The following is a 14239-nucleotide window of genomic DNA, read 5'->3' as shown; positions in this document are numbered from 1 at the left end:
AGAGAAGCTAATCTTACCGATAAGTCCAAACTACAAACCTATCAAAACCCGCCTCCTTCCGAACCTTTCTCAACGTTGCCGTCAATCAAGAAGGTGTATATTACGCCTTTATTTTTTTTTGGCAAGTCTATTTTGAAAGAAAACAAGTAATTCATGCTATCTATCTGTTAATAAATGAAATGTTTTTACAAAAAATTACAAATATCATTTCAAAATTCTTGAAAAATTTCTTTATTCAAGATGAAATTGATAAATCTATCTTTCATATATTCTTCCACTGACCTAAAATGACTACATTATTTAATATATTAGGGTCTAATTAGTAACTGCTTATCGCTCTTATGAATTTTAAAGATCCCCTTTTCAACTTTTTCATTTAGGATTCACCATGATCAAACACTCCTTACTAATGACCTCAGCCATTATTATATTAGCGGGCTGTATTAGCCTTCCAACACCTAACAAAGATGGTGGAGCTACGTCAGCGCCAATCGTTTCTCCTGAACATATTGAAAAGGTTCGCTCTTTAAATTCTGCAGATCTTACAAAACTTGCAGATAAAGGCGATCAATATGCACAGTATTATTTAGGGAATACTTACGCACAAGATGCGAGCAATCCTCAAAATTTAGCGTTAGCAAAGAATTATTGGCAAAAAGCGGGGAATCAAGGTAATGCTAGTGCATTGTTTAACTTAGGAATGCTTGCTTTCACCGGTCAAGGAGAACCTAAAAGCTATGAAACTGCTTTAAGCTACTTCAAACAATCCGCAAATGCCGGTAATACAAGAGCCGCTTTAAATGCCGCTTCAATGCTTGAAGCAGGACAAGGTACTTATGTTAGTATTCCTGAAGCAGCTCAGCTATATCAATTAGCATTACCCGAGCAACCTCATGCTGCATATAGATTAGGTTTACTATACGTTCAAGATACACCTGATTTCCCGGCTGATTATCAACAAGCCATGCAACTCTTCCAACAAGCAGCCTCTTCCGGCGATCGTTTTGCCCCAAGAGCATTAAGCATTATCCAAAACTATCCGCCTGAAGAAGCAAAAGACTTACTAAGAAGACTCAATAATGGTGTGTAACAATATATAGATCACACTAATATCTTCACTGGATTGTTACTATATATATACTTTGTAAAACAAAAGAGATGAAATAAACCCTTTCAATTTGGAAGGGTTTATTTCATTTAAGAACTCGCCAAACTTCCCATCCGTAATATTACAACATACATATAATGATCTTTAGAAAAAATTGGCTATATACAATTATTAATAAAACACATTCTTAGTGATAAAATCAAATAAGTAATACTCACGTGAATTTCTCATTTTAATACTTTGTTAGGAATGTATATATGTCACAAAAAACCGCTACCAATATTGAACTTCCCGCAATTAATTCCCCATCTACTCAAAGTGAAATTAAAAAGCCTAGTTTTTGGGTAAGCCAACTATTTATATTAATGGCGACGATCTTAGGCGTATATTTAGCGGCAACTCAAGGATTTAAACAAGCGATGCAGTTTGATCACATCACAAATCAAAAAAACATCTACTACTTGCAACAATCCCTCAAAAATGAGATCGAAAGCAACTTATCATCTATAGAGTTATTTATAGATGAAAGTAAAAATGCTAGCGATCCTTGGAAAGCTTATCCTTTAGAAACTTCGTCGTTCATTTGGCACAATATGCAAGAAGCACCTATCTCTTTGCAACTACAACCTACCATTCTACAATCTGCTGAAAAGATCATGACAAACATCCCGAAAGCTTACGAGACAGCAACAACAGGAACATTAGATCAACGAAAAAAAGGTATCCAAGAATTAGAAATGATACTGACCTTAGGAAAAAATACCTTAATCCCCGATTTAGATATTCAAATTCAACAATTAACCAAATCCCTAGATAAAGCTAATATTCAATATTAACGGTTGCCGTAAAAATATCAGAGAAATATCAAAGATGAAAAAAGCTAGAAGAGATTATCCCTTCTAGCTTTTACCTTTTCATTGATGAATCGATTGGATACACCAATAATGTTTCGATTCAATTCTTAGAAATTATCCTAATGTCGCAACCATTACCGCTTTAATCGTATGCATACGGTTTCCAGCTTGTTGGAATTGAGCGCCTTGCGCACTTTCGAACACGTCTTCTGTGACTTCAACGCCGTCTAAACCGAATGTTTGATAGATCCACTCGCCGACAGTTGTTTCACGGTTATGGAATGCCGGTAAACAGTGCATGAACTTCGTATTCTTATTGCCAGTAGCTTTCATTAATGCGGCATTGATTTGGAACGGTGTTAAGATTTCAATACGCTCGCGCCATGCATCTTCAGGCTCGCCCATAGAAACCCATACATCTGTATGAACGTAATCCACGCCTTTCACTGCTTCTTCAGCACTATCTGTAAAGGTAAGATTTGCACCACTGATTTTTGCAAGCTCTTGGCATTGCTGAATCAATGATTCTTCCGGCCAAAGATGCTTCGGCGCACCGACACGGAAATCAACGCCTAGTTTTGCTGCCATTACAAGATGAGAATTCCCCATATTGTTACGCGCATCTCCTAAATAAGCGTAGCTTAATTCTGAAATAGGCTTATCGCTATTCTCTTTCATTGTTAAGAGATCAGCAAGCATTTGTGTTGGATGGAACTCATCCGTTAAACCGTTATAAACCGGAACACCGGCATATGCCGCTAATTCATTTTCAAGCACATCTTGACTGAAACCACGATATAAAATCGCATCGTACATATCGCCTAAAACACGTGCCGTATCTTTCATTGATTCTTTATGACCAATTTGCGTGCCATCGCTTCCTAAGTAGCTTGTTACAGCACCTTGATCCGCAGCTGCAACTTCTGAAGCACAACGTGTTCTTGTAGATGATTTTTCAAAAATGAGCGCAATATTTTTTCCGCTTAATCGTCGTTGCTCTATTCCCGCTTGCTTCGCTCTTTTGAGATCTTCAGCTAATCCTACAAGATAGAGAATCTCATCTTTCGAGAAATCGAGTAGTTTAAGGAAATGTCTTTGACGTAAATTCGGTTGCATGCGCAGCTCCTATTCGCAGTATAATATGAATGTTTAACAAAGCTCAGAAATCCTGAGCAGAATTCATCATATCAGGGATATAGAGCCCTTCCTATATATTTAAAGGTTTCCTATCATGATTCAACGCTTACTGCTTCTTTTCTCACTGACTTTTTTTATAACATCAATACAAGCAGAACCATTGCCACAACGTTTAAAGCTCAACTTTACAGGTCCTTTCCAAGTGCCGGCAACCATGACGTTTCAATACGGCGATGGTCAATATCAATTAGAAACTGATGTGCATATCCCGTTTAAGAATATGCAGTTTAAAAGTGAAGGTTTATTGAAAGATAATCGCCTCATCACCGAATCCTTTCGAGATACACGCAAGGGAAAACCTTATGCTTATGCCAATTTTGATCTCAAAAATAAAATGATTCATTACGGCAGAAATGGACAATCTCTTTCAGCGCCGATGACAGCCCTTTCTCAAGACTTCTTTACAACAGCATGGCAAGCAACACTCAATCAAGCGCCTTTAACAGAAACCGTACAATCTACCAACGGTAAAAAAGTCTATGAACGCCCTCCATTTATTATGGAAGGAGAAATAGAAGGCTATATCAATGGTAAAACAACACCAATCATTTTATATGTCAGCGGCGAAGGAGATGACCGCATTGAATTAGCGCTCTCACCGCAACATTACTATTTGCCGGCATTAATTGCATACTACGAAAAAGGTCGCCGGTATGAACTTCGTCTTAAGAGCTATCAAGCTTATTAAAGTTCCGGCATCACATATTGCCGGCAATAAATGATTCACTTTAAAAAATTCAGAGGAATCTTATGCTCGAATATCTATTTACCAGAATCTCCGCAGCGCTTAATAACAAAGTCGATCTATATCGCATGGGAACCTTCTACTTTGAAGGGAAATATGTGGCTAAAGATCCTGTGAAAGCGGCGCAATATTTAGAAAAAGCGGTTAATAAAAAATATACCAAAGCGCTCTACTATCTTGGTTTAATCGAATTAGAGAAGAGCGAAACCTCCATTGATCTCGCTTTAGCACTGCGTTACTTCCTCCTTTCTAAAAATGAAGAACCGCTATCCATTACAGAAATCGACAAGCTCGAAGCAAAAATATTAGCGCTTCCAGATACGGATGAAAACAGAGATTTGCTCTTCAAAATTGGTTATATGTATGCAAATGATGTCATCGTTGGCTTAAATGTGCCGAAAGCCGTCACTTTCTATGAACTTGCTGCCGAAAGAAATCATCAACATGCACAAATGGAACTCGCAAAACTGCTAACGAAATCTCGTCCCGGCATTCAAAAAGATCTCCCGCGCGCAAAACAGCTATTAGAGATGTTGGTAACAGATAACTTTACGCCGGCAAATATCGCACTTCAAGAACTCATAACGAAACATCCAGAACTTCAGTAATTTCTCTAGATACATCTAGATACAATAAAAAACTGATAATTCATTGATTCCGCTATTCTTTACATTTCCTATTGTGTAAATTCTGTAAAAGCTTTATAATGCCTGATCAACTTAAATGGGGGCGTTCTTGGATTCGACGGGGATGTTGAAGTTTGAGGTGCATGTCGAGAAGGTCGAGAGTCTCGTAAAAACGCGGCAAACAGTTATAATTGCAAACGATAATAACTACGCTTTAGCAGCTTAGGCCGCTAACTGATCATAATATTGTGTTCGTTCAGTATTATTCATCAGTCAACTTAAACGAAATAGGAAAATATCATTTCTAAGGGGTATTCTCCAAAACTAAACTTAGAACCGCTTTGCGTCTCCTGCCGGTCGGACGACGTGAAGTTAAATTAAAGATTCGGCTAAACATGTAGTACCAAGAATGGATAGTTTTCGGACGCGGGTTCAAATCCCGCCGCCTCCACCAGCTAGCTGAAAAGCCACTTTCGAAAGGAAGTGGCTTTTTTATACCTAAAATTCAAATAGCCGTTTCATCAGCAACCTCTTAAATTACGGTATCAATACAAGCATATATCATGATAATTCTTTATTATAAGATTCTTAACATACAGAAATTCAATCACACATATCGCTACTTATCAGCTCTGCACATATGAAACACTAACTAAATATGCGTTTAAAACACGGCATACTTCGCACTAACCACTAAACAATCTAAGGAATAAATATGGTTCAGGAAAAATTAAATCAAATTGATACTTTAAAAGATCAAATCCATGACTTACGACCATTGCCTGAACTCACATTATCATCATTACAAGAAGCGATGAATCTTGAGTGGATCTATCATTCCAATGCCATTGAAGGAAATACTTTAACCTTGAATGAAACAAAGGTAATCCTTGAAGGATTAACGGTTGGACAAGGGAAAACACTACGTGAACATTTAGAAGTCATTAATCATCAAGAAGCTATTGATTACATTCAATCCTTAATTAGAAATGATGAGCCTTTACTCGAAAATATGATTAAAGAAACGCATTATCTAGTGACAAAAAATACCGTTAAAGATGCCGGTGCATATCGAACACAAAACGTTGTTATTAGTGGTGCTTCCACTACACCGCCGAATCACCTTAAAGTATCCGATGCGATGAAAGAGCTCATGCAATGGTTTCATAGTGACGAATTTAATCAACTTCATCCGGTGATTCGCGCGGCAATGTTCCATAATGAATTCGTTAAAATTCATCCTTTCAGTGATGGAAATGGTAGAACAGGACGCTTAATAAGCAATTTAATTTTGATGCAAGCAGATTATCTACCTGTCATCATTCGAGCTGAAAATCGTTTAGCTTATTATGATGCGTTAGATATTGCCTGTAGAGGTCAGGATTATTCGCAAATTAATGAGCTATTCATACAAGAAGAACTAAGATCGCTAGAAAGATATTGGGATATTGTTGGATAGAATTTATCTATATTGCAAAATCCAAAAGATATAAGTCCAAAGTTTTCATTAGCTTATGGTTTTATAAAATCCTATTCTTTTTATCACACTGAGGATCATATTCTTTCATCGAATATCCAGTCATTACAACAACACATCTCTTTATTTAAATATCCAGCTCCATTATCCCAATAGCTAATTGCACATATATTTTTAATTGCTATCCTAAAATAATGATTTTGTAAATAAACCTAAATATTATTAAAATTAGTTATAAATCATTTGAAAATATACGTTATGAGAAGTTATTCATATAGCTGAACCCATTACTGCTTTATCTATAGGAAAAAACATGGAAAACATAGACTATTCAAAATATTCAAAGCTCAGTCCTTTTGAGTTAAAAGATAAATTGATCGAAGTAGCATCTAACAGCCGAGATAATCTCATGTTAAATGCCGGACGTGGAAACCCGAACTTTTTGGCAACCATTCCTCGCAGAGCTTTTTTTCAACTCGGATTATTTTCGGCAACAGAATCTGAATTTTCTTTCTCCTATACGAATGAAGGGCTTGGCGGTTTTCCTCGTGCGGAAGGTTTAACCGCTCGATTTGATAATTTCCTGATGGAAAATAGAGATAAACCCGGCGTTGTCTTTTTAGCAAAAGCGATCTCTTATGTGAAAGATCAATTAGGCATCGATCCGAATCAATTTTTACTGGAAATTGTCGAAGGCATTTTAGCCTGCAACTATCCTGTGCCAGATCGTATGCTGACGGTGAGCGAAGATATTATTAAAGAATATGTGCTTCGTGAAATGGGCATTCAAGGGTTACAAAAAGAAGATCTCGATCTCTTTGCCGTAGAAGGTGGAACGGCGGCAATGTCCTATATTTTCAACTCCTTAAAAGAGAATAAACTGATCGAAAAAGGAGATCGTATTGCCATTGGCGCACCAATTTTTACGCCGTATCTCGAAATTCCGCATCTGAACGATTACGAGCTTGATACGGTATTAATTAACGCTGATCCCGCTTTGGAATGGCAATATCCGGAAGAAGAGCTTCGTAAATTAGAAGATCCCTCGATCAAAGCATTCTTTCTCGTGAATCCAAGTAATCCGCCATCGGTAAAATTGGATAACAAAAGCTTAGAAATTCTCGCTGATATCGTGAAAAAACGCCCTGATTTAATTATTTTAACGGATGATGTTTACGGCACTTTTGCCGATGATTTCAAATCCTTATTTGCAATCTGCCCAAAAAATACGATTTTAGTCTATTCATTCTCTAAATATTTCGGCGCAACTGGTTGGCGTTTAGGCGTTATTGCACTCACAAAAGAGAATGTTCTCGATGAAAAAATTAAAGCATTACCGGCAACAGCACAAGCAGAATTATGCGAGCGTTACGCTTCCCTAACGACCAATCCGGAAGGTTTAAAGTTTATTGATCGCATGGTTGCCGATAGCCGTACCGTTGCCCTCAATCACACTGCCGGCTTATCAACGCCACAGCAAGTGCAGATGGTATTATTTGCGCTCTTTGACATGATGGATTCAAAGCAAAATTATAAAAATGCCGTCAAAACCATTCTACGAAATCGTAATGCAGCGTTGTATCGTCAGCTTGGAACGCCGGTGGAACAGAATCCGAATGCAACTGATTACTACACATTGATCGACTTAGAAAAAACATCCCGAGCGCTTTACGGCGATGAGTTTGCGGATTGGATTTTAGAGAATAAAAACCCGACCGAACTCCTCTTCCGCATTGCTCATGAAACTGGCGTGGTTCTATTGCCGGGCGAAGGGTTTGGCGTACAACATCCTTCTGCAAGAGCTTCTTTAGCGAACTTAAATGAATACCAATACGGCACTATCGGCGCTTCTTTAAGAAAATTTGCCGAAGAATCTTATTTGGAGTTTAAAAAAATACCCCTTAATCAAAAAGGCTTATCTCACATCAAGGGGATTTTTTAATCTTTATGTCTATTTAAGAATAGTAACTAAATAACTTGCCTTTAGATCTTCTTGAAAAGAACCATAATCAAGCTACAATAAATGTATACTTTTAACACTAAGGGTAGTAATCCATGATAACTAGCATGTCTGTAAAAAATTTACGTAGCTTTAAAGAGACTGTAACTTCCATAAATTTAAAAAGAATTAATCTATTAGTAGGTCAGAATAGTTGTGGTAAAAGTACTTTCTTACGATTATTCCCATTATTGCGCCAATCTATTGAAACCGACACTGATAGCCCAATTCTTTGGTTTGGGAAATTTGTAGACTTTGGCGGATTTGATATTGCCATCAACTCATTAACAAAAGACGAAGAGAAAGACCCTAATATAAGATTTTGCTTTTCATTTTCCTTACCCTCCATTATTTCTTCCCCAGATTTTTATTCATTTTCTGACTTCCCTAGATTCTTAGGATATAACAAAGAAATTAATACTGATGACATACCTTCAATAATTGATTTAGAAATTGGTGTTGGCAAAGAACAAAATGAGTTGAAAATATCTATGACTCAATATGATATTTCTATTCATATACAATATACAAACAATGGCGATATCCTCAGTACTGTTATTAAAGATAATAATAGTACTAATCAAACATCATATCCTTTTAGCAAATTTTTAAAAAGCACTAACGATTTACTACCTCAAATATTGATTTACAAGTCTGACAAAAAAGAAAAAAATTATTTTAGCCTTAGTAAAGATGTCGAATTTACAAAAAAAAATCTCATCGATAACATAGTAAATGAAATTATACCTTTGTATAGAAAGTCTCCTGCGTATTTACAAGAAAGATGTTCTAAACTAGTTTTTAATACTTTAGATGCGCTACTAGAACAAATAAGAAGCCTACGTTTTCCTAAATATATTATCGAAGCATTATTAAATGATGATCGTAAAATTTTAAAAAAAATTCAATTAGATCTCTTAGCATTAAAACTTCACTCAATTTTACGGGCTATTAATAATGACCTTGAACAAAAGTTTTGTGAAGTAAAATACATTGGTCCCACTCGTGCCTCATCTGAAAGATTTTATAGGCACCAATCCTTACAAGTTCATGAGATAGATCACCTAGGATCTAATCTCCACATGGTGATTAATTCTCTAGGAGTAACAGGTATTCAGGAATTAAGTACTTGGCTCAAGAAAAACTTGAATTTTGAAGTAAATTTAACAACTTCAGATTCTATACACTACGCCCTAGAAATAAAGTCTAATACGGATAAGTACTTTTATAACATAAATGACATGGGGTTTGGCTACTCACAAATACTTCCTATTTTAGTTTCAATATGGCTTGAAATTAGACGATTTAATGATTTACCTTCAAGATTACAAAGTCGTAATACAAAAATAATAACTTTCGCTATTGAACAGCCAGAACTGCATCTACACCCTGAGCTCCAGTATCTTTTAGGAAAAGCTATCTCCAAAATTATAACAAATACCCCAAATATTAACTTCATACTAGAAACCCATAGCACAAGTCTTATTGATGCTGTCAGCGATAGTATTCTTTCCGGAGATTTAAATCATGATCTAGTTGAGATTGATTTATTTCATAAGGATTCTGAAGGACTAAGCTCAATACAACATGCAACATTTGATGAAAATGGATATATAAATAATTGGCCTACTGGCTTTCTTTCTGCTAATAACTACCTATGATTATAATAATTAAAAATTTTATTAATTTCGATATATCCCCAAAAAAGATTAATGTTCTTAAAGATTTTCTTAACCCTATAACCATCAATAACCATATGGTATTAATTGAAAATTCAGATTACCAACTAATAAAATCTTCTAATTCCCTAAATAGTGATGAGAAGAAGGTTTTACGTATTATATTTGAGGCGTCAAGAAAAGTTCTTAATACAATAAAGTCTGAAGATATGCATTACTTAGAGGTTGATTTTTCAATAGAAAAAAAGACAAAAAATAATATAACTTCTACTTCCCCTGTTAGTTATTTATTTTTTTATGAAAAAGAATATCAACATCATCCCTTACATCTCATATGTGAAAATTTAACTGATGCTTTTTTTTATAATTTCATTGCAGAAAGCTATAAAAAACAAAGTGGCTTTTCTCATCATCAAATAAGAATGTATCCAGAAAATGGTGGAGGAAGTACTACCCATAAAGTATTCGCTCAAGCAATTAAATCACGAATCACTTTATGCATAGTCGATAGTGACAAACTATACTCTTCTGATACACCTAAAGAAACTGCTAAAAATGTTAACTCTATCGATATCCAATATGGAAAACATATTGCAAAAAAAATAATACTAAATGACTGCCAAGAATTAGAGAATTTAATTCCAATAGAAACTTTGAGACTATTAATAGCTATTCAAAATGGAGAAACTGCTCCTGAAAATATCGATCTAGGTCTTGCTTTTGATTCCCCTATCGAAAATACAGAATACTTATTTGCTGATCTAAAGAGTGGCCTAGACCATCATTCAAATCTAGATCTCGATAGTTCAAAATGGGTTAGCTTGAAAGATACTAAAGCAAAAAAACAATGGACAAACTTAATAAAAAATAAACGTAAAGTATATTTAGCAGCATATAAACAGGGCACACAGGCTCAAAGAAAAATATATGTAGCACTTGGAAGTGATTTTCTAGAAAAACTCGTAGACTATATAGAAAAAAATAAATACCCCAATTTACGGGATACTATAACTTCTTCAATACTCGGTACTCGTTTAGAAAGTTACGCTAAACTAATTATGGAGTGGTCCCTAGCATTCCCAAAAATCAGTAAAACTGCATTATGATGAAAAGTAATTAGTAAATTTATTTAACCGTTGACACATCATGTTGGGATTACTTTAAGCTCCAACATGATGATACGCGCGGTTAAAATAGACCAATCCTCTATTCTGCTCGCTCTCTTGAATCGCAACAATATTGCAGATAAAGATTGTGTGCGTGCCGACTTCTTGCACTTGGTCGATATGACAATCAAAGCTTACTAAAGAATCATCGAGTACCGGTGCACCTGTTTCAAGCTCTGTCCAATTGCCGTGTTCAAAGCGTTCTTCTGGGCTCATTTTGGAAGAAAATGCCGTAGAGATATTTTGATGATCTGCACCAAGTACATTCACTGTGAGAATTTTATTATCCACAAAATGCGCATGCGAACTTGCGGATTTATTCATGCATACCAATAACGTTGGTGGGGAATCTGTCACGCTACATACTGCCGATGCCGTAAATCCATAACGCCCCGATTCCCCTCTTGTGGTAATCACATTTACAGCACCTGTTAATAACGACATGGCGTTTCTAAAGTCTGTTGCTTCAATCATGACTGTTCCCTAGCTTTCCCTAAATGATTTTGTGTCTGATACTTTCGATAGTTTTTAATTATTGTTGGTTGTTTTTTATTCTTATTATTTTAATAGCGACATTGATTGAAGAGAATTCAATAATCCAACTAAGGCTGATTCATTGCTGGATCGAATGTTTGCATTCTTCCATATATCTCGCGCCAGCCGTGTTACCGTCATTTGAAATCTTGCTCTTAAACTTACCCTTAAACCGAAATAAGATATTGAATGTCGTCACTGAATCGCATAATTAGCTCTCAATAAATACAATCAAATCTTATGCCGATAGCGCATAATGCCCCGTTACGGGAACGAGGCATTATTGGATGAATTTATCTTCAAACTGAGAATCAAAGTTTTATGATAAAAGCTCTCTACGAACGATCTCAGCGCCGGCACTTAATGCTCTTAACTTACCGCTTGCAACACGGCGAGATAATGGCGCCATGCCGCAGTTTGTCGATGGATAGAGTTTATCTGCATCTACAAATTGAAGCGCTTTACGTAATGTATCTGCTACTTGTTCCGGCGTTTCAATCACATTTGTTGCCACATCAATTGCGCCCACCATCACTTTCTTACCACGAATCAATTCGATCAGATCCATTGGTACATGAGAGTTTTGGCACTCTAATGAGATAATATCAATATTCGATTTTTGAAGTTTCGGGAACGCTTCTTCATATTGTCTCCACTCTGATCCGAGTGTTTTCTTCCAATCTGTATTTGCTTTAATGCCGTAACCGTAGCAGATATGTACTGCTGTTTCACATTTTAAGCCTTCGATTGCACGCTCTAAAGTCGCAACGCCCCAATCATTCACTTCATCAAAGAACACGTTAAATGCCGGCTCATCAAATTGAATAATATCTACGCCCGCAGCTTCAAGCTCTTTTGCTTCTTGGTTTAAAATTTTCGCAAATTCCCAAGCTAGTTTTTCACGACTTTTGTAATGCGCATCATAGAGCGTATCGATCATAGTCATTGGACCTGGAAGCGCCCATTTAATGGGTTGCTTCGTATGCTTTCTTAAAAATTTTGCATCTTCTACAAACACAGGTTGCTTACGAGAAACGGCGCCCACAACTGTTGGTACGCTCGCATCATAGCGATCACGGATTTTCACAGTTTCACGTTGTTCAAAATCTACACCATCCAAATGCTCGATAAATGTTGTGACAAAGTGCTGACGTGTTTGTTCGCCATCACTAACAATATCAATGCCGGCGTGGACTTGCTCTTGGAGAGAAAGGAGGAGCGCATCGCGTTTACCCTCTGCTAGGATTTCCTCTTCAAGCTTCCAAGGTGACCATAATTTTTCTGGTTCTGAAAGCCAAGATGGTTTTGGTAAACTGCCGGCAGTTGATGTTGGTAGTAATTTTGACATGATCGATATCCCCATTTATATATTGTTTTATATGTTGTTATTTGATGTAACTAATGTTTTTTAAAGTTGTTGCCGAGATTTTTATGCGTAATTCTCAGCCCATTGCTCAAGAATCGCTTGATACGGCTTGATGAAATTCTCTTCCGTAAACTTCCCTTGCTTCACAGCTAAATCACTGCGCTCTTCACGGTCATATTCAATGCGAGTTAATGAGTAGTTTTCATAATTCAAGCTCGGCTGATAGCATTGTCCTGCCGTTGCATTTGCATTATAGATTTCAGGACGATAGATTTTTTGGAAAGTTTCCATCGTGCTGATTGCGCTGATTAACTCAAGATTCGTGTAATCGCTGAGAAGATCGCCACGGAAATAGAATGCTAACGGCGCAACGCTATTTGCAGGCATGAAGTAACGAACCTCTAAGCCCATTTTCGCAAAATATTCATCTGTTGAAGAGAATTCATTTTGCTTATATTCAACACCTAAAATCGGATGTTGATTTTCCGTACGGTAATACGTTTTGCTACTAGAAACGCTTAAGCAGATTACCGGCGCTTTTTGGAAATGCTGTTGATACTCTTCTGAATTCACAAAATATTTGAAAAGTTTACCGTGAAGATCGCCGAAACCTTCTGGCACAGAGAACTTCTCTTGACCTTTATTGTGTTCTAAAAGCACCACACTAAAATCATAATCACGAACATAAGAAGAGAAACTATTTCCCACCATGCCTTCAATTCGTTCATTATTTTTATGATCGATAATGTTTGTTTTCAAGATTTCAATAATCGGGAATTGATCGCCGTTATTTTTCACATCCAGATCTACAGAAATAATTTCGAGCTCTACCGAATAACGATCGCCTTTAGGATTATCCCAACTTGCTAAATCATTAAAACGGCTATTGATCATCTGCATCGTGTTACGTAAGTTCTGTTCACGGCTCTCACCTCTTGCTAAGTTCGCAAAGTTAGTGGTAAGACGCGTGCTGTTTGCTGGAATGTAATTCTCATCAAAGCTAATACTTTTAATAGAACAGGTAAACTCTTGACTCATGATAATCCGCCTCTAAATTCTGAGATAAAACTAAACTTCTTAATATGAATCGATCATACCCAACTCCCTACATGAATAAAATTGATTTAATTTCATGAAAAGTTGAGTAGAATTCACTATAAGATTTTTATCATACAAATCAGAGTTGTTAGGTTGGTTTTAAGTCGTCAATGAATTGTGCGTTATTTAAAATTTTTTCCGAGAAGCGATTTATTTCCTAAAAAATCTTCATTTGAAGAGCTATTATCCGTTCTACAATGAAATTCATTTAAGAACATTCAATGAGAAAGCAGAGGCTGAATAATCACTGGTTTGAATACTTACATTTTTTTGAATATCCCGCGCCAGCAAAATCCAATCTTTTAAAAGTTTTAAACCGAAATAGCCATAAGATTCTATTAAAAAAACAATATCGCAAAAAAAATAGCTTACCCGAAGTAAGCTATTCAT

General features: G+C 36.3%; 12 protein-coding genes and 1 other RNA gene. 9 read left to right on the top strand and 4 right to left on the bottom strand.

What is annotated here, in order from left to right; all coding sequences use genetic code 11:
- Positions 1-388: 388 nt before the first annotated feature.
- Positions 389-1090, top strand: a complete 702-nt coding sequence (locus ACYSN2_RS10255; protein WP_461750165.1) for a tetratricopeptide repeat protein — start codon at positions 389-391, stop codon at positions 1088-1090.
- Between the two features lie 275 nt (positions 1091-1365).
- Positions 1366-1944, top strand: a complete 579-nt coding sequence (locus tag ACYSN2_RS10250; RefSeq protein ID WP_461750164.1) for a hypothetical protein — start codon at positions 1366-1368, stop codon at positions 1942-1944.
- Positions 1945-2076: 132 nt separating this feature from the next.
- Here ACYSN2_RS10250 and argF read toward each other — a convergent pair whose 3' ends face one another.
- Complete coding sequence (gene argF, locus ACYSN2_RS10245) at positions 2077-3078, bottom strand: ornithine carbamoyltransferase (RefSeq protein WP_461750163.1); 1002 nt, start codon at positions 3076-3078, stop codon at positions 2077-2079.
- Positions 3079-3193: 115 nt separating this feature from the next.
- Between argF and ACYSN2_RS10240 the strand changes: the two genes are divergently transcribed.
- The 7 genes from ACYSN2_RS10240 to ACYSN2_RS10210 all read left to right on the top strand — a co-directional run bounded on the left by ACYSN2_RS10240 (position 3194) and on the right by ACYSN2_RS10210 (position 10791).
- Positions 3194-3847, top strand: a complete 654-nt coding sequence (locus tag ACYSN2_RS10240) for a hypothetical protein (RefSeq protein ID WP_461750162.1) — start codon at positions 3194-3196, stop codon at positions 3845-3847.
- Between the two features lie 62 nt (positions 3848-3909).
- Complete coding sequence (locus tag ACYSN2_RS10235; RefSeq protein ID WP_461750161.1) at positions 3910-4512, top strand: tetratricopeptide repeat protein; 603 nt, start codon at positions 3910-3912, stop codon at positions 4510-4512.
- Between the two features lie 117 nt (positions 4513-4629).
- Positions 4630-4984, top strand: a transfer-messenger RNA (tmRNA) gene (gene ssrA / locus ACYSN2_RS10230).
- Positions 4985-5245: 261 nt separating this feature from the next.
- Positions 5246-5989, top strand: coding sequence for a Fic family protein (locus ACYSN2_RS10225; protein WP_461750160.1), 744 nt, complete (start codon positions 5246-5248; stop codon positions 5987-5989).
- A 331-nt stretch (positions 5990-6320) separates the two neighbouring features.
- On the top strand, positions 6321-7949 hold the full coding sequence (locus tag ACYSN2_RS10220; protein WP_461750159.1) for a bifunctional aspartate transaminase/aspartate 4-decarboxylase: 1629 nt from the start codon (positions 6321-6323) through the stop codon (positions 7947-7949).
- Between the two features lie 125 nt (positions 7950-8074).
- On the top strand, positions 8075-9667 hold the full coding sequence (locus tag ACYSN2_RS10215; protein WP_461750158.1) for an AAA family ATPase: 1593 nt from the start codon (positions 8075-8077) through the stop codon (positions 9665-9667).
- Positions 9664-10791, top strand: coding sequence for a hypothetical protein (locus ACYSN2_RS10210; RefSeq protein WP_461750157.1), 1128 nt, complete (start codon positions 9664-9666; stop codon positions 10789-10791). The genes ACYSN2_RS10215 and ACYSN2_RS10210 overlap by 4 nt, the downstream gene beginning before the upstream one ends.
- 54 nt (positions 10792-10845) lie before the next feature.
- Here ACYSN2_RS10210 and ACYSN2_RS10205 read toward each other — a convergent pair whose 3' ends face one another.
- From ACYSN2_RS10205 to ACYSN2_RS10195, 3 genes are all read right to left on the bottom strand, one after another.
- Positions 10846-11325 carry a flavin reductase gene (locus ACYSN2_RS10205; RefSeq protein ID WP_461750156.1) on the bottom strand — a complete coding sequence of 160 codons (480 nt, stop codon included), beginning with the start codon at positions 11323-11325 and terminating at the stop codon, positions 10846-10848.
- Positions 11326-11704: 379 nt separating this feature from the next.
- Positions 11705-12733 carry a methionine synthase gene (locus ACYSN2_RS10200; protein WP_461750155.1) on the bottom strand — a complete coding sequence of 343 codons (1029 nt, stop codon included), beginning with the start codon at positions 12731-12733 and terminating at the stop codon, positions 11705-11707.
- Positions 12734-12814: 81 nt separating this feature from the next.
- Entirely contained in the window at positions 12815-13789 is a 975-nt protein-coding gene (locus ACYSN2_RS10195; protein WP_461750154.1) for a DUF1852 domain-containing protein, read from the bottom strand.
- Positions 13790-14239: the final 450 nt, after the last annotated feature.

The organism is Ignatzschineria sp. LJL83, assembly GCF_054871845.1.
Note: the sequence above shows the minus strand (reverse complement) of the source record. Positions and strands in the feature narration are given on the sequence as shown.